The 15,457-nt window shown below is 68.1% G+C and carries 14 protein-coding genes and 3 pseudogenes; 9 read left to right on the top strand and 8 right to left on the bottom strand.

What is annotated here, in order from left to right; all coding sequences use genetic code 11:
• Positions 1-177: 177 nt before the first annotated feature.
• The 3 genes and pseudogenes from ADK57_RS47495 to ADK57_RS17725 form a co-directional block, all read right to left on the bottom strand.
• Positions 178-435 (bottom strand): annotated as a pseudogene (locus tag ADK57_RS47495) (transcriptional regulator); the annotation flags it as partial.
• A 24-nt stretch (positions 436-459) separates the two neighbouring features.
• Entirely contained in the window at positions 460-951 is a 492-nt protein-coding gene (locus tag ADK57_RS17730; RefSeq protein WP_199830607.1) for a nucleotidyltransferase domain-containing protein, read from the bottom strand.
• Between the two features lie 246 nt (positions 952-1,197).
• Entirely contained in the window at positions 1,198-1,458 is a 261-nt protein-coding gene (locus ADK57_RS17725) for a hypothetical protein (protein WP_053750447.1), read from the bottom strand.
• A gap of 1,042 nt (positions 1,459-2,500) precedes the next feature.
• On the opposite strand from ADK57_RS17725, the gene ADK57_RS47485 reads away from it, so the two are divergent.
• Genes ADK57_RS47485 through ADK57_RS17705 form a run of 3 tightly spaced genes read left to right on the top strand, consistent with a single transcriptional unit; the run spans position 2,501 to position 4,790 of the window.
• Positions 2,501-3,301 carry a hypothetical protein gene (locus ADK57_RS47485; RefSeq protein ID WP_053750445.1) on the top strand — a complete coding sequence of 267 codons (801 nt, stop codon included), beginning with the start codon at positions 2,501-2,503 and terminating at the stop codon, positions 3,299-3,301.
• Positions 3,298-4,410 (top strand): cytochrome P450 family protein, encoded by a 1,113-nt coding sequence (locus tag ADK57_RS17710; RefSeq protein WP_159050089.1) that lies wholly within the window; start codon positions 3,298-3,300, stop codon positions 4,408-4,410. Before ADK57_RS47485 ends, ADK57_RS17710 begins: the two co-directional genes overlap by 4 nt.
• 59 nt (positions 4,411-4,469) lie before the next feature.
• Positions 4,470-4,790: a hypothetical protein gene (locus ADK57_RS17705; protein ID WP_053750443.1), complete on the top strand. Its 321-nt coding sequence runs from the start codon at positions 4,470-4,472 to the stop codon at positions 4,788-4,790.
• Positions 4,791-5,194: 404 nt separating this feature from the next.
• Here the strand turns inward: ADK57_RS17705 and ADK57_RS17700 are convergent, their stop codons facing one another.
• Positions 5,195-6,502, bottom strand: coding sequence for a cytochrome P450 (locus ADK57_RS17700; protein WP_053750442.1), 1,308 nt, complete (start codon positions 6,500-6,502; stop codon positions 5,195-5,197).
• Positions 6,503-7,128: 626 nt separating this feature from the next.
• On the opposite strand from ADK57_RS17700, the gene ADK57_RS17695 reads away from it, so the two are divergent.
• The 4 genes from ADK57_RS17695 to ADK57_RS17680 all read left to right on the top strand — a co-directional run bounded on the left by ADK57_RS17695 (position 7,129) and on the right by ADK57_RS17680 (position 11,355).
• Complete coding sequence (locus ADK57_RS17695) at positions 7,129-7,812, top strand: hypothetical protein (protein ID WP_053750441.1); 684 nt, start codon at positions 7,129-7,131, stop codon at positions 7,810-7,812.
• A gap of 5 nt (positions 7,813-7,817) precedes the next feature.
• Positions 7,818-9,014 carry a DUF6545 domain-containing protein gene (locus tag ADK57_RS17690; RefSeq protein WP_053750440.1) on the top strand — a complete coding sequence of 399 codons (1,197 nt, stop codon included), beginning with the start codon at positions 7,818-7,820 and terminating at the stop codon, positions 9,012-9,014.
• 220 nt (positions 9,015-9,234) lie between these two features.
• Positions 9,235-10,605, top strand: a complete 1,371-nt coding sequence (locus ADK57_RS17685) for a cytochrome P450 (protein ID WP_053750439.1) — start codon at positions 9,235-9,237, stop codon at positions 10,603-10,605.
• A 207-nt stretch (positions 10,606-10,812) separates the two neighbouring features.
• Positions 10,813-11,355 (top strand): GNAT family N-acetyltransferase, encoded by a 543-nt coding sequence (locus tag ADK57_RS17680; protein WP_053750438.1) that lies wholly within the window; start codon positions 10,813-10,815, stop codon positions 11,353-11,355.
• On the opposite strand, the pseudogene ADK57_RS52455 reads toward ADK57_RS17680, so the two are convergent.
• The 3 genes and pseudogenes from ADK57_RS52455 to ADK57_RS17675 all read right to left on the bottom strand — a co-directional run.
• Positions 11,344-11,562 (bottom strand): annotated as a pseudogene (locus ADK57_RS52455) (hypothetical protein); the annotation flags it as partial. The gene ADK57_RS17680 and the pseudogene ADK57_RS52455 overlap by 12 nt on opposite strands.
• Before the next feature lie 16 nt (positions 11,563-11,578).
• Positions 11,579-11,725 (bottom strand): annotated as a pseudogene (locus ADK57_RS52450) (transposase); the annotation flags it as partial.
• A 28-nt stretch (positions 11,726-11,753) separates the two neighbouring features.
• Complete coding sequence (locus ADK57_RS17675; protein ID WP_053750437.1) at positions 11,754-11,957, bottom strand: hypothetical protein; 204 nt, start codon at positions 11,955-11,957, stop codon at positions 11,754-11,756.
• Positions 11,958-12,309: 352 nt separating this feature from the next.
• Here ADK57_RS17675 and ADK57_RS17670 point away from each other — a divergent pair, with 352 nt between their 5' ends.
• Positions 12,310-12,663 (top strand): hypothetical protein, encoded by a 354-nt coding sequence (locus tag ADK57_RS17670; RefSeq protein WP_053750436.1) that lies wholly within the window; start codon positions 12,310-12,312, stop codon positions 12,661-12,663.
• A gap of 733 nt (positions 12,664-13,396) precedes the next feature.
• Here ADK57_RS17670 and ADK57_RS17665 read toward each other — a convergent pair.
• Positions 13,397-14,098: a hypothetical protein gene (locus ADK57_RS17665; RefSeq protein ID WP_053750435.1), complete on the bottom strand. Its 702-nt coding sequence runs from the start codon at positions 14,096-14,098 to the stop codon at positions 13,397-13,399.
• 577 nt (positions 14,099-14,675) lie between these two features.
• Between ADK57_RS17665 and ADK57_RS17660 the strand changes: the two genes are divergently transcribed.
• Positions 14,676-15,257, top strand: a complete 582-nt coding sequence (locus tag ADK57_RS17660) for a hypothetical protein (protein WP_053750434.1) — start codon at positions 14,676-14,678, stop codon at positions 15,255-15,257.
• Positions 15,258-15,457 lie beyond the last annotated feature (200 nt).

Here is a 15,457-nt window from a genome sequence, read left to right as displayed (position 1 = left end):
TGGTTGAAGGTGGCGCGGCGACCGGCGCCGTCTCGGCCCTCCATCGTGGCGCGGACCGGTCCGCCCGGCTGGTGCGGCAGGTCGAGATCCCTGAGCTGCGTCCTGGTCCATGAACGCGCCCGCCGGCACTTCGCCCCGGTAGGTGAACTGGCAGACCTCGTCTGTTCGGTCATCTCAGCCTGCTCGGCGGACGACCATCAGACCCGCGTCGTACGCCCGGTGCGTCTTCCACCACAGGTTCGCGAAGGCCCGGGAGCGGATCAGGTGCATCCAGTCGGAGCGGTACAGCTCCCGGTTGCAGCTGGACTCCCCCAGTGTGGAGACGAACTTCGCGTACACGGCCTTGACTTACTCCAGCGTCACCTCGTCGGCCCTCGGCGCTCGCCTGGTCCGGGCGCACTTCAGGGCGACACGGAACTTCTCCGACAAACCCTGTGCTTTGTGCTTGTCGGGAACCGGTCAGAAGTGGGTGGCGATGCCGAATGCTCGGCGGAGTTGGGCCATGTCGTGACGGTCGTGATCGGCCGGTTCGTAGCCTTGGTGGAAGTAGACCTGCTGCTCGGATGACAGGCACGGGACGCTGACCCCCTGGATTGTGCCGGTGACGAAGCACGAGGCGGGATAGACGAACGGGTGGTCAGGGTCGGGTGAGGCCTGCACTGCGGATCCATCTGCGACAAAGGTCAACGGATGCAGGTCGATCTCTCGGCCGAGCGGGTCGGTGACAACGAACCGCACGGGGCGCCAGTTGAGAGTCTCAGCGAATCCGGCATCCGCGAGGTACGCCACGACGGCTGGTTCCTGGTTCTCGCGGTGCATCAGGTCCAGATCACGGTGCTGGCGCGTCTGCTCCCCGACCAAGGCGTCGATGCCCCAGCCACCGCCGATCCAGATGTCGGCGTCCGCGTCCCGCAGCACAGTGAGGATGGACAGCACGTCGTCAGCCGTCATCACCCTTGCACGGTAGCGGTGATCATCTGGGCGGGCGAGTGGATTTGAACGTGGGAGAGATAGGCAGTCGAAGCTGGGCTCCGCCTGCCTTGGTTCCTGGGTGACCATCACATGTCCTGGGTGACCATCACGTGCGGGTTGGTCGTCGGCCATGCCGCGCGGTGGGCCGGGCACTGCTGCAGCAGCGTCCAAGAGCGAGAATATCGCGCTTTGAGCCTCCACTTGGGCTTCCCCTTGTCGTTCACCTCAACGTGAGACGAGACGCGCGAGCAATTCCGTGGGCCGGCAGAACCATGCGAGGAGGCGGCTGGTGATCACGAAGTAGTGGGCGCTGACTTGACCGTGCCCCTTGTCCAAGACCTGCGGGGCGCCTTCCCGGTAGACGTAGAGGAGGTACCGGCGGCGGATCGGCGCTCCAGCAATCAGCAGTACCGGCGAGGCGATGAGCACGGCCACCGGGACCAGGGCCCTCACAACGGTGAGCCTTGCTCTCTCCTCGTATCGCATGCACCCAGTGTGCAGATCGCCTATGCCACTTGTCGGCCCGTCCCACGGTGGTGTCGATTTTGTGGTCATCGGTGTCTTCGCTTCCTGCGAACGCGGGCGGGCATCAGGTTGCTTGACCGGGCGGGTCTCTCGCAGGACGCCGGGCGCTGTCAGTCGGCGACCAGCACGGATCGTCCACAATTATTGACACTGTACGAGTGGTGCTTCAGGATCGGGCCCGAGAGACCGCACACGGCCACCGCGGCCGCGCTGCCCGCAAGTTTCCCCCTCCACGACCAGGAAACGATGCGTTGACCTCCCCCCACTCCTCCGGGCATCTGTTCAGCGAAGCGTCCTTAGGGAACCAGCCGCAGGACTGCCCATTCCAGGCGGGTCGACTGGCGTTGTCCAACGACGACATGAGGCACGGACCCGAGCAGCTCTACCATTCGATGCGGGGGGGGGAGTACGGGCCGGTTGTGCCCATCTACCTCGACCCCGACGGCACCGAGAACGCCATCCCGGCCTGGCTGGTCATCGGTTACGCCGAGCCGGCCGAGGTGGGTGCGAACGAGCAACTCTTCAGTCCCGACTCCAGGTACTGGCGTGAGCTGCGGGAAGGCCGAGCGCCGGCGAACCGGTGGCTCCTGCCACAGCTCGCCTACCGCGACAACACCCGTTTCATGGACGCGCCCTACCACCGGCCCCGACGCAACGTACGGATCAGGGCGGCGCTCGGTCAGGTCGATCTCAGTCAGACCCGCCGTCCGACCGCGACGTATGCTGATGAACTCATTGACCTCTTCTGGCAGTTGGGCGATGCCGAGATGATCGCGGAATACGCGCGGCCGCTGCCTGTGCCGGTCCTCGCGCGGCCTTCGGGCCGCGTGGACCCGCAGAGCAGGCCCGTCTGCTGGATGCGATCCACCAGATGCCGGCGGGCGGGCAGAGGGCCCAGCAGGGCGATCTCGAGATCACGGCAATCCTGCAGCGCCTTGTGCAGGATCGACGCTCGACTCCCCGGGACGACCTGGCGTCTCGGCTCATCGAAGCGGCACCCGGTATGGGCGACCCGGCCGTGCGCGAGGACCTGTGGCTCATGCTGAACGCCGGAGCCGGAGTCACCACCTACCGGATCGCCAACGCGCTGCGGCAGCTGTCCACCGGCGAACGTCTGCGCCACGGCCTCAACCACGGCACACTCACCCTGGACAGGGTCATGCGGGCGACGTTACGGAACGCCCCGCGGGCCGAGAACGTCATGGGCGCCCTCGCCACACAGGACACCATGCTCGGCGGCCGGCAGATCCGGGCAGGCGACATGCTGGTGCTCAGCCTGGGCGGCGCCAACCAAGATCCCGCGCTCGGCATCGGCGCCGCGCGCGACGCGTACACGACCGTCGACAACGGGCATGCGGCGTACGGCGCCAGGGCGCACCACTGCCCCAGACCCGCACAGGTCACCGGCGAGCTGATCACCACGGCGGCATTCCAGCGACTGTGGGAGTGCTGCCCGCACATGACGCCGGCCGATCCTGACAAGCCCCTGAGCTGGGGTCCCTCGTTCGTCGTGCGGGCGCTTGCCGCGCTGCACGTCGCTTTCACCGCAACCGAGCCCGGCACGCGCCGGGCTCCTGTTCAATCTGCCTTCGGAGGCCCTGCGTGGAACTCACCGAGCCCCAGCTCACCACCCCCGTCCCCGTCCCCGTCCGCGTCCCTGTCCCCCACGAGTTGCGGCTCGACCGGCCTCTCTACCGCCTCGACCCCCACGGCAGCGACTTCACCGGAGAGGGACAAGCCCTCCAAGCGATCGGGCCGATCGTCCCGGTGGAAGTCTTTGACGAGGTGGTGGCGTGGGCAGTGACGCGGCAACCTGTCGCCGATCTGCTGCTGACGCATCCGGAGATGAAGAAGAGCCCCGCGTTCTGGCGGGCCTACACGGAGGGCCGCATACCGGAGTCGACGCCCCTGCTGCAGATCCTCACCACCCCCACGATGCTCATCATGGACGGCGTCGACCACACCCGGCTGCGCCAGCCGATCCAGCGCGCCTTCACCGCCCGCCGGGTCAAGGAGCTGCGCCCGCGCATCGAGGAGATCGTCCGTGAACTCCTCGATGCCCTCGCGGCCGACAAGCCGGGCGCGGTGGCGGATCTGCGTGCCACGTTCGCCTTCCAGTTGCCGGTCACGGTGATCTGCGAGCTGTACGGGGTCGACGACCCGCGCATGCGTCGGCAACTGGCCATCGACACACGTCTGTTGCTGAGCAGCACGACCCCGCCCGACGAGCGGCTCGGCGCGCAGGCCTCGATCTTCGGTCTCATGGCTCAGCTGATCGCCGCCAAGCGTGCGCAGCCCGGTGATGACCTCACCACTGCGCTGATCGCCGAGTTCGACAGCGGCAACATCTCTGAAGAGGAGCTGGCCGGAAGCCTGTTCCTCATGCTGATCGCAGGTCAGGAGACCACGCAGAATCTGCTGTCGAACGTGATCCGCCGGCTGCTGCAGTCCCCCGAGCAGCTCACCCGGGTCCTGGACGGAGGCCTGGGCGAGAATCCGTGGCCCGGTGTGGTGGAGGAGGGGCTGCGCATGGACGCCCCGGCCGCGACCACGATGTTCCTCTACGCGGCGAGCGACGTGACGGTAGCCGGCGTCACCATCCGTGCCGGCGAACCCGTCATGATCTACACGGCCGCCATCGGCCGCGATGACGAGGTCTTCCCCCACCCGCACGCCTTCATCGCCGACCGGGCCGACGCGAGCCAGCACCGTGCCTTCGGCCATGGCCCGCATCACTGCGTCGGTGCTCCACTGGCCCGTCTGGAGGCCACCATCGCCCTGCCTGCGCTGTTCGAGCGGTTCACCGTCACCCCCGCCGAGCCCTTGGACGAACTCGAGGAGATCGCGTCGCTGTCGAGCAACGCCCCGGCCCGGGTTCCCGTCCGCCTCACGCCGAGGGCGACGACGGCGTAGAGGTGTGGAACCTTCCGGCAGTCCCCCCTGGCCCGCTTCAACGATGACTGGATCCCTGAATGACCCGCTTCCGTAAGTTGCCCGTAGAGGTCGACGCCGTGCAACTCCGCCGCGACACCTGGAGTGAGGTGCGCGCATTCCTCGGGCCGTTTCCCGAGGGTATGCGCGGCGTGTACGTCGACGAAAACGACAACCCACAGGACGACTTCCTCGGCGACCCTCCCGACGGCCGTGTGGCGCGCATCGGTCTTCTGATCCCGACGCTCGAGGGGCTGATGCTGGCAGTGGAGGACGACTGGATCATCCGGGGCGTGGCGGGCGAGCTGTACCCGTGCAAACCGGAGATCTTCGCTCTCACGTACGAGCCTGTTCCGGCCTGAACGTGCCCGGCGTGCCGGTGCGGCCAGGCAGACTCCGAGTGTGCCCGGGCCGCACCGTGGCGGCACCGGCCAAGTGCCCCCCGGCAGCAAGTCCGCATCGCGAGCCGGTTCGTGGCCCGGCCCCTCCTTTTCGTGACGGGGCCTGGCCACGTCCCTGTCCGGGCCGACGTCCGTGGGGCGCGGGCGACCGGTGCCGGCGGGCACGGTGATTCGGGCAGCGGCCGCCGGTGCGCTGAGCGCCCACGGAAGACCTGCCCGACGACGGCGGTCGGCTGGGTGGGACGCCCTTCATCCCGCTTGTCCGGCACACTCACTCTGCCGCTGAGACCCAGCGGCGCCGTCACCTGAGGCCACCGAGTACCTGTAGCCGTCGGCAGATGCCGGAGCAGATGCCGGAGACGCTGTCACCGGTCGCCGTGTGCCGTCAGCGCGGTGCGCATCCGAGGCGGGAACAGGGAGTGAGAGCTGCGGGAGGCGTCCCCCAGCGCCGTGCCGGCGGCGTCAGGGCGTGCCACGGCTTCCCCGGGGGTGAAAGTGACGCGCATGCTCTGCAGCTGCCGCACGATGACCGACCCACCCCACCGCACGGCCTGAGCGTCCTCGAGTTGCGGGCCCCGGCAGCGGACCAGGAAGCGCTCGATGGCGCTCTGGGCGATGATGTGTGCCAGCCGCTGCGCAGCCGAGGGGCATTCGTGGGGCCCTGCGCCGAACGCAAAGTGGTACTCGTTGCTGAGGTGGTGGGCGCCTGCTGCGTCACCGCCGGTAGCCGCGGGGTCGGCGTTGGCGCCGGCCAGGCCCAGCACGAGCAGCGTGCCTCGCGGGATCGGGTACTTGCCCAGCTCACCGGCCGGCAGGTCCCGCAGGGGGAATCTCCCCATGACGTTCTGCACCGCGGGGTTGGTCCGGTGCGTTTCGTTCATGATCTCCGCGATGGAGGCCCGGCCGCCCAGGTAGAGCGAGTGCAGGTCTTCGCCGCGGACAAACTGCTCCATGACGTTGGCGATCCAGCCAGTCGTCCCGCCGGCCCCCGCCATGACTGTCAGCCATGCCAGGTTGCGGACCTCAACATCACTGAGCCGCGGACCGGCTTCCACAGGACCGTGGATCAGCCAGGACACCAGGTCCCGCTCGGGCAGTTCACGCCGCGCTGCCACGAGCTGGTCGAGCAGCGCGTTGATCTCCGTATTGGCGTGCTGAGCTTCGGAGCCGCCCTCCAGCAGCCGGAAGATCGCGGGAAGCAGGTTCTCGCCCGCCTCGTGGGGCATCCCCACCAGCCGCAGCATGACCAGTAGCGGCAACGGCGCGGCGTAGTCGGCGACGACGTCCGCGCGGCCGGTGCGCGCGAAACGGTCGATCAGCCGGTCCGCCACCCACTCCACGAAGCGGCGGGTACCGGCCGGGTCGACCTGGTGGAGACCGGACGTCACGACACCACGCAGCCGACGGTGGGGCCCGCCGCTCATGAACCGGGCGTTGCCTTCCTGGAAGGCTATCTGCGGTAGCAGTGGCCAGTCGGCGGGCACGCGGCCCGCGCGCAGCTCGCTCCAGTGCCGGGAGTCCGAGGTGTAGGTGGCCTCGCTGCGGCACACGTCCTGGATCGCCCGGTGCCCGATCACCAGGCAGGCCGGGACGCCGCCGTCCAGTTCGACCGGCACGACCGGCCCGTGCTCGGCGCGCCAGTTCCCGTACAGGTCGCCCAGCTCGCCCACCATGTCGTCACTGGTCAGCCGGACAGGGTCGAGGGGTGCGGGGTCAGCGGACGGTAAAGGGGCAGCGCTGTCGTGATGGCGGGCATGAGGGGGGTAGGTCATCGCGGCACCGTTTTCCTGAAGGTGTGAACCGACGGCGGCGCGGCCACCGCGGCGGCCGCGCGCGATCGTGAGGAGGTATCGGGGAGTCCGCGCGGGAATGCCACACCCTGCGGCCTCTGCGATGCCAGATCTTGGTGCACCATCTGCAACACCGTCAACAATGGTGGACGGAGGTCCGGGGTAACGGCCGGTCACATAGGGCCTGTTGCGGCAAACCGGGCGGGGCGGGGGTGGGGGCTCCGCCCGAATCGGTGCGCACCGACTCTGTCTTGATGTCGACGGTGCAGCTTCGCTGGTCACCGCCGGCGCGTCAGCGAGCGCTGATACTGTCCGTGAGTACATCAGCGACCATTCATGTACGGCCTGCCACTCATGTACGGCCTGCCACGAGGGGATCAGGGAGCGTGTACCGGCCGATTCTCAGCTCTGTCCCCCGGGGTGCGGAGCGCCAGGGCGTTGATTCATCAAGCGCTCTCATGCAATCCGTCGCGGGGATCGTGGGCTGCTGAGCGGACATGAGTATTCGCATGCCGTCTTCCCCCAGCCACGCGGCCGGCTCCCGTCGGCCCGGTGGCGCGCATGCCCGTCTGCGCGAGGCGATCGGGAAGGGCTGGACCCGTCGGCGGGTCGTCCGGATCGCCAAGAGACTGGGGTTGCGCCCCGATGAGGGACTGCAGTCGATGGTCGCCCACATCGAGCGTCTGCGCCGTCGGCCGATCGGAATTCAGGTCGTCCCGCTGCCGTCACCGGCAACGGGCCTGACGTGCTTCGGCGAGGACCGGGACACCATCGTCGTCAATGACGCGGCCGAACCGCTGCATCGCGTACTGATCACGCTTCATGAACTGTGGCACCTGATCGAGGACTTCGTGGGGCCCGGCCCTCTCGCCCGCCTGTGGCGGGAGTCGGTGACCGGGCCGCTCGAGCGGTGTCGCCTTCGGCAGCCGAAGAAGGCTGAGCCGGCCTTTGGCGACCACTCGGTGTTCGACGTGGACAACCTTCCGGACGTGCTGGGCGCCCTGTCGCCCGAGCTGGTCCGTGAGGTGATCGCGCAGCGCAGGCCGGTGAAGATGCGCGGCGAGCACAACCACGCTCACGACCCGGCCGAGGTGTTCGCCCGGCAGATGCTGCAGATGATTCCGCTGGACGAGGACCGGGACGGCACCGGCGCCATCACCTCGTCGTTCGCGCACCGCCGTACGGGCATCTGACGACGATGCTCGAAGCCGTGCTGACCGCGGTCAACCTGGCCATATTCGCGGTGTGTTTCACCGTCGGTACCGCCAAGGCCGCGGCCGCCCGCAGCGACCGTGACACGACGCTCCAGATCACCGCGTCCGTACTGTTGTGCGCGTCCGTGGTCTATCTGCTGTCCACACCGGCCGTCTACCGCCTCGTCGGCGCCGCGGCCGGATCCCCCAGCCTGCCCTCGCTGTTGGTCAGCATCGCCATTCTGGCGTGCGTCGGTCATGCCCACGCGCTGACGTTCCTGTGGCACCCCCGCCGGCGATCGCCGCACGCGCTGCGTCGCGCGATGGCCGTGTGGGCCCCCATGTACGGTCTGGCGATCGCCACGATGACCGTCCTGTTCTGGTGGGCCGACCTGAGCGGCCCGGCCCGGCCCCTGTCCTTCGCCACGTCCTACGCCCACGTGCCGGCTGCGTTCGCCCTTGAGATGGTGTATCTCGGCGCCCTGGTCGTCGGGATCGTCGCCACGGTGCGTCAGTGCCGCGGCCCGGACGGCGTCATCGCCCTGCCCGGACGTCCCGATCTCGCTGAGAGCCTGCGCCTGTTCGCGCTCGCCGTCGGCCTGGACCTCGCCTACGTGGCGTGCACCGCCACGGCCGTCATCACAGCCGCGCGCGGGGAACACGCCCTCGACTTCCTGACCGCGGTCGGCTCGGTCGCCAGCAGCATCAGCGCGCTCGTCGCCAGCTACGGCCTGGCCAAACCCGCACTCGCCGCACGCGCTGCCGAGCGCGCCGACCACGAAACCCTGCTCGCACTGTGGGAGACGGTCACCGCCCCCGACGCTCATGGCTCCGCCGTGCCCAGCATGACGTGGTGGAATCGCCGATACGCGCTCGCCGACCTCCTCGCGGAGATCCTCGACGCCACGTACAGTCTGCGGCCCTGGATGAGTGCGGCCCCTGCCGAAGCCGTCACGGCCCTCGCCCGGAGCCACCCCGATGCGAACGGCCTGGACGTCAAAGCCCTTCAGACAGCCGCAATGATCCATCACGCACGGCAGCGGCGCGACGATTCGAATGCGTCGGAACTGCCCGCTCCCCTCGGACCGAACGAAGCACCCCGCGAGGACACGCCTCCCGCTCTGGAGCGCGCCCGGCAGGTGAGGATTGCCGTGCACTTGTCCCATCCTCTCGTGGCCGAGGCACTCAAGCGCCTCGCCTGAGGCGCTCATTGATCGCTGCATCTTTCGCTGCACGCTCGCCATGAGTCCGCACATACCCCAGTCATAGCGTTCCGTGGGCGAGGGACGCAGCCCGCGGAAGTCTGGTCGGTCGCAGCCGCGAAGCCGTGGCGTACGACACCCCGTGGCGCGGATTGCGGAGGGCCCTCGGAAGGGAATTGATGTATGCGCCCGTGATTTGCCGTGAAGGGAGCTAGTCCCCGTGACGCTCGCAGCGCCTCCCCCCATACCTAGGGCAGGAGGATCGTTTCCTCTCCTTGGTCATGCGCTCCAACTCGTGCGTGACAACCTAGGCTTCATCGCCTCGCTCCGCGACTCCTACGGCCCTCTCGTCGAGATCACCCTGCAGCCCGGGACGCGGACAGTGATCGTTCAGGACCCCACCCTGATCAAGACCATGCTGGTGGACCTCGGGCCCAGCCTCGACAAGGGCCGCTTCTTCGAGAAGATGGGCCAGCTGCTGGGCGACAGTGTCGTCACCGCGGCAGGCCAGACTCATGTCCGCAAGCGCCGCCAGCTACAGCCCGCGTTCACCCACACCAACATCGCCCGCTACGTCGACATCATGCGCGACGAGGCAACCGCCACCGTCGCCACCTGGAAGCCCGGCCAGACCCTCGACGTACGCGAGGCGATGGTCGGGCTCTCCCTCGACATGCTCGCCAAGACGGTCTTCTCCGGCAGCCTCGACGAGGCGACCTTCCGCCGACTGCGCCGCGACCTGTCCGTCGTGATGAACGGAGTCGGCGCCCGGATCATGCTGCCCGACTGGTTCGAGCGCCTGCCCCTGCCGTTCAACCGTCGCTTCGACCAGGCCCGCGAGGCCGTCCGCGCCACCATCAGCACAGCCGTCGCCGAGCTGCAGGCCTCCGGGCACGACACCGGGGACATGCTCTCCATGCTGCTGCGCGCCCAGGACGAGGAGACCGGCCGACCACTGACCGGACACCAGATCTGCTCCGAAATCCTCACCCTGGCCGTAGCCGGTACGGAGACGACCGCCTCGGTGCTGTCGTGGGTACTGTACGAGCTCGCCCGCCACCCCGACATCGAGGAACGGGTACTGACCGAGCTCGAGGAGGTCATCGAGGATCGGCCCGTGACACTCGACGACCTCGGACGCCTGCCGTACCTGAACCGGGTCATATCGGAAGCACTGAGACTCCACCACACGGGCTGGCTGGTCACCCGCCGCACGACCCAGGAGACTCGCCTCGGCCAGTGGACGCTGCCGGCCGACACCGAGCTGGCCTACTGCCAACACGCCCTGCACCGCGACCCCGAGCTGTTCCCCGACCCACTCAGCTTCGATCCGGACCGATGGAAGGACAGCAGCCCCCCGCCTGCCTTCCTCCCGTTCGGGGCGGGAAAGCACAAGTGCATCGGGGACCGGTTTGCGCTGACCGAGCTCAGCACCGCCATCGCGACGATCGTCAGGGCAGTCCGGCTCACTCTCACGCCCGGCCAGACCGTACAGCCGGTGGCACGGGCCACCGTGCGGCCCAGGACTCTTCGCATGACGGTGCAGCACCGCCAGGCGTCGGACCGCCCGGCGGCACACGCGGAGGGCTGAAGCCGGCGCCGGGACAGGCGAATGCCGGCCGGTCCCGGAGAAGACGGTGTCCGTAACGTTCCAGCGGGGGAAGACACTGCCCGCCGATTCCATCTGATCAATCCGGGGCCCAGCGACGCACCTCCAGGCTCTGGGGGGCCTGGGAGGTGCCGATGCAGTTACCTTGTCGATTTGCCGTCAGCGAACCCGGTCGGATAGGAAGCCTGCATGCTTAGAGGCAGCACGGTCGGGCTCAGGGCCCGGCACGAGGACGACATCCCGATTCTGCGGGCTGAGCTCTACGACGACGTGGTCAACTCCTCGCGGGCCGAAGGCCGGCCGTGGCGGCCGATCACGCCCGGCTCGAAGGACTCGCGGCTCGTGGTGGACGACAAGGAGCAAGGGCACGTCCCGTTCTCTGTAGTGGAGTTGGACAGCGGCACGCTGGTCGGCACCGCGGTGCTGTGGGACATCGACAACCACAACCGGTCCGCACACATCGGCCTTGGACTGCTGCCGTCCTCTCGCGGCAAGGGCTACGGCACCGACGTGGTCGCGGTGCTGTGCCACTACGGTTTCATCGTGCGCGGCTTGCAGCGGCTGCAGATCGAGACGCTGTCGGACAACGCCGCGATGCTGCGCTCAGCCGAGCGCAACGGCTTCGTCCGCGAGGGCGTGCTGCGGTCCTCGGCCTGGGTGATGGGCGAGTTCCTTGACGAGGTGCTGCTCGGTCTCCTCGTCCAGGACTGGAAGCCGGACTCACAGGGCTAGGGTCTGCCCGGAGCATCGTGGTCGGAGCCATAAGAGGATCGCTGCGACGGTGATTGTTCCGTGGAAGACGTAGGCCCGCTTGTCGAACCTCGTGGCCACGGCCCTTGCGTTCTTCAACGCGTTGGTCGTTCGCTCGACTTCGGTCCTTCGCTTGTAGATCGTCTTGTCGAAGCCGGCGGGGCGGCCGCCCTTGCTGCCCCACCGCTGTGAGCACAGGCAGATCCCACCACGGCACCCCGGTGCGCAGTCGATACAGGATGCCGTTGATGACCCTGCGGCGGCTGGCCCAACGGCCGCCCCGCCGCCCAGACTTCGGCAGATGCAGCTTCAACCGGACCCACCCCTCATGCGTGAGATCTCCCCACCCCATGCTCATGCCGAATCCACGACTCAGGTCATCAGACCCGCGGGCCTGACTCGGCGGCCCAACCATTGTTGGTGGTGATGCAGGTCGCCTTGGTGGGCTTCGACGAGGCAAGGTTGCCGGGGCACTTGGCGGTTGCCTCGCCCTCCGCGTGAGCCATCTCGACGGTGCTGCGCCGCAGCTCGTACTCCAGCCTGGTCAGCACGAGCGTGCATCCGACGACTGCAATGATCTTCATACGCATGATCCCCACTCCAAGCCAAACTGTCCACGATCATTGACACTTTGGCTGGCGCTCCAGCAGGATCTGAACCTGCGATCTCACCGGCTCGAACCGCCCCGGGGCTGCCCAAGGACGCGCGCCCGAGGCATTGTTCGACCGACTCCGAGCGCCAGGGCCTCGACATGGACCCCGGCGCCCCAACGATGGAGGACCATATGCGGAAGACGTCAGCCTGCTACGAAGTTCAGACACCGGGCAGCACAGCAGGACGAGATCTGGGCTGGGGACCACGGTCGGGAGGACTGCGTGCCACGAGCCCCGCCTTGGCGTTCACCGCCACGTCCGCCCCCCATGGCGGGCGAGTCTCATGACGCAGGTGAAGCTGACCGAGGACGACTACACCGAAGATGACATCGGCGAACTCCGTGGCGCGCTGACGGAGTTACTCTCGTCGTGCACAGCCCTGGTCGATCAGTACGGGACCGGAGGGACATGGACTCCCTCCCCGTACGGAATCCTCACCGAACTGGACGACTCGGCCGACCTGTTCGCCGAACTGTCGCGCCTCCTGGCCAGGAGCCGCAAAAGTGTCCGCCGGGTCGGCCTCCGAGTCCGCCGGCGGCACCTCGAACAGCGCTGTGACCGTGCCTCCGAGATTGGCGGCGAGAATGGCCATTTCCCCACCGACGCCGACGCGTGGTCGAGGACCTCGCAAAGGTAGTTGAGCTTCAGCTGCACGCCCTCCGAGCGCAAGCGGCCCTCGAACCAAGTGATCAGCTCACCGCTGTCGAAGCGGAGGGGAGTGCCCTCGGCCCGGAGGGGGCGGCACTCAGGAACTTCTTCAGCTCGTGGTCGGCGGAGTCTCCGCCGAGGTCGCCCGGATCGCGGATCTCGGATCACGGCACAGGGGATGGTGGGCCGGGTGATGACCGAGAAGACGGAGTAGTACATCGCCTTCGTACGAGAGCGATTCGACCCCGCCGACCGCACGGTCTTCTCATCGCGGTACTCGAAGCAGCGGATGCTGCAGCCCCGAAGACGGCCCTCCATGTCGTCCCAGGGACTCAGCCCCGACGACACGTCCAGGAAGGGAACGACGCCCTCATAGCGGTCGACACCAGCCGCGTCCTGCGCCTTGTACGTCCACTCCCACTGGCGCGCGAGGGCGACGAGATCGGCGACCCCCTCGTCAGTGCGGGAGTCTCCCCGAGCGCTGGACCAGTTCGCCCAGATGATGCCGCCGAAGCCGCCGAAGCCGCTGCCGAAGAGAACGAACACACCGGGGCGCCGGCCAACAGGAAGTAGCGCCGGGGAATCTCCCGGTCGTTGACGATGACCACATTGCGCCACTTGGCAGGGCGGGCAGGTCGTCGACACCCATTGCCGTGTTCGTCTGCTGATGGGGGTGGAACCACGAGGGCGTTCACGGCCCGGCTGCATACCGGTGGGCCAACTCAGCCGGGCTCCTCCTGGCGGCGTGCGGCGATGACCGCAGCCAGGATGCCGTCCATCGCATCGGTGTCCTGGCCGAGTTCCTCGGTGCTGCGCGCCGCTACCCTGGTCACGCCGTGGGCGAGGGCGTCGGTGACCTTGTTGAGGAAGGTCAGTTCGCGCACGATCGGGCGCAGGGATGCGACGAGGGCCTCGCTCTCGGTGTAGGAGCAGAAGCCGGGAAGCGCCCCGAAGAACCGCTCGATCCGGGCGATGGTCTCCGGGCTCGCCTGGCGGCCCTCGGTGAAGATGTAGTGGACCGTCTGCCGGCTGATCTGCGCGCCGCGGGCGATCTCCCCATAGGTGTAGGGCCTCGGTGTCCGGCCGCTGAGCCTGCGGGTCACCGGCTGCTTGAGCCGGGTCTCGCGCAGGAAGGTCAGGCGTCGCAGGAAGCGAGTCTGTACGGCTTCCTTCGTAGCCTGTTGTTCGGGGCTCGCGCCGTCGAGGAGCTCTGTCACTCGTTCCGGCGTGAGGCCGGTGTCGTGGCTGATCCGGTTGGAATCCAGCAGAGGGTATAGCTTCGCGCGGGCTTCGGCCGGAAGCTGCTGCCGAAGTTCGCGCAGCCTGGCGAGTACCACGGCGAGTTGGCCGTCCTCGGCGGATACCGGCTCGGCAGGAACAGACGTGTCACCCGCTACCGGGGGCGGCTCGACGGCCTCGTTCACCTGAGCTCTCCATGGGTGGCCCGACAGGTCTGGCAGGGTCCGCTGAAGTTACCCCGCCGACTGCCCCCGTATCGGGGGATCCACCGAGATCGTACGGGGATGCTCCCTCCAACGCCACGATCGTTCACAATTATTGACACTCCGGTTTGTGGTGCAGCAGGATCTGTTGTGGCTGGAGTTTCATCGCCGGCCAGCCTTGCGAGCGGTGATACGTCGACGCGCATCCTGTCGACTGCTTGGCCGAAGCTTCGCCGGCCGGCCTTCACGCCGTCCGGCGCGCTTCCATCCGGCGCCATGTGTCGGGGCCGGGCGCCACTGCAGGACACCATGACCAAAGGAGTGCAGGTGAGGGGGTTCAAGGAGGCGGGCCGAGGCCACCAGACGCGAACAGTCATCCCGTTCGCTCACCCGGCACGCCGACGGCTCCCGGTCGAAGGCGCACCATCCTTGACCGGGCCAGGTCAGGGCCGTCCAGGCATCGCTCCCCCCGTGCGATCCGGCGTTGACCTGGGGTGGGGTGCCCGGAGGGATCCGGGCACCCCAGCACGGCTCCCTCTCCCTTCGGAGCGGTCGTGTCATGACCGGTGACCCGCGAGGCGGTGCGATCCGCGACGCCGACGGATTCGCCCTCACACCCGCCGGCAGATACTGGGATGCCGTCCGACTGCCGCGGGACCTCGGCTTTCAGACCATGACCTTCGTGTCGGGGTCCGTGGGCGCCGTCCTCATGGGCCCTCCGGCCCGTGGCATGTACTTTCTCGTACCCCCGCGCACGACCGGCTCGTGGGATGTTCCGCGGACATCGGCCCTGAGCTCCTCGTCGTATGTGGCCCTGCCGCCCGAACACCGCGTCCGTCCGCCCGGCCCGTACTGGCTCCTATCCCCCCAGCGGGGCCTGCTGCACACCCGTACCGACGAGCTTCGTACGGCCGTGGAGACCGCGCTCGGTCTCCGCCCGGTCACCCCGGACTGCGTACAGCCGAATCTCCCGAAGCTCACCCTCGCTCAAGTCGAAGGGAGTCATTGCTCGTTATGCGGCACACGCCTGCTCAACAGCCGCTGCCTGGGCATGTTCTGCACCGGCGAGGGCCTTCTGACCGAGCCGACGGAACTGTGGGGATGCGCCCCACAGTGCGCTCCGTCCCGAGCCGAACTCTGAGACTTGCCGCCGGAAAATCGGCGGGCGCATCCCCGGGGCCCGTTCAGCCCTCCGAGTACGTGTGCGGATCAGCAGCAGGGAAAGCGGGCGAGCGCTCTTGCAGGCAAAGGCTTGTCAACATGAGACGTCGCACCAGGGTTCCCTGTCTTCTACTCTCGCAGCTGATCAGTATCGGATTACGGCTCACGGGGGAACGCGGC

Origin of the sequence: Streptomyces sp. MMG1533 (assembly GCF_001279775.1) — a bacterium.
GTDB lineage: Bacteria > Actinomycetota > Actinomycetes > Streptomycetales > Streptomycetaceae > Streptomyces.
Note: the sequence above shows the minus strand (reverse complement) of the source record. Positions and strands in the feature narration are given on the sequence as shown.

Coding starts and splice junctions, on each gene's coding strand:
- ADK57_RS17705 (WP_053750443.1), top strand. CDS start 4,470: ATGACCCGCTTCCGTAAGTTGCCCGTAGAGGTCGACGCCGTGCAACTC.
- ADK57_RS17700 (WP_053750442.1), bottom strand. CDS start 6,502: ATGGTGGGCGAGCTGGGCGACCTGTACGGGAACTGGCGCGCCGAGCAC.
- ADK57_RS17730 (WP_199830607.1), bottom strand. CDS start 951: ATGACGGCTGACGACGTGCTGTCCATCCTCACTGTGCTGCGGGACGCG.
- ADK57_RS17670 (WP_053750436.1), top strand. CDS start 12,310: ATGACGCAGGTGAAGCTGACCGAGGACGACTACACCGAAGATGACATC.
- ADK57_RS47485 (WP_053750445.1), top strand. CDS start 2,501: ATGGGCGACCCGGCCGTGCGCGAGGACCTGTGGCTCATGCTGAACGCC.
- ADK57_RS17680 (WP_053750438.1), top strand. CDS start 10,813: ATGCTTAGAGGCAGCACGGTCGGGCTCAGGGCCCGGCACGAGGACGAC.
- ADK57_RS17695 (WP_053750441.1), top strand. CDS start 7,129: ATGCCGTCTTCCCCCAGCCACGCGGCCGGCTCCCGTCGGCCCGGTGGC.
- ADK57_RS17725 (WP_053750447.1), bottom strand. CDS start 1,458: ATGCGATACGAGGAGAGAGCAAGGCTCACCGTTGTGAGGGCCCTGGTC.
- ADK57_RS17690 (WP_053750440.1), top strand. CDS start 7,818: ATGCTCGAAGCCGTGCTGACCGCGGTCAACCTGGCCATATTCGCGGTG.
- ADK57_RS17675 (WP_053750437.1), bottom strand. CDS start 11,957: ATGAAGATCATTGCAGTCGTCGGATGCACGCTCGTGCTGACCAGGCTG.
- ADK57_RS17660 (WP_053750434.1), top strand. CDS start 14,676: ATGACCGGTGACCCGCGAGGCGGTGCGATCCGCGACGCCGACGGATTC.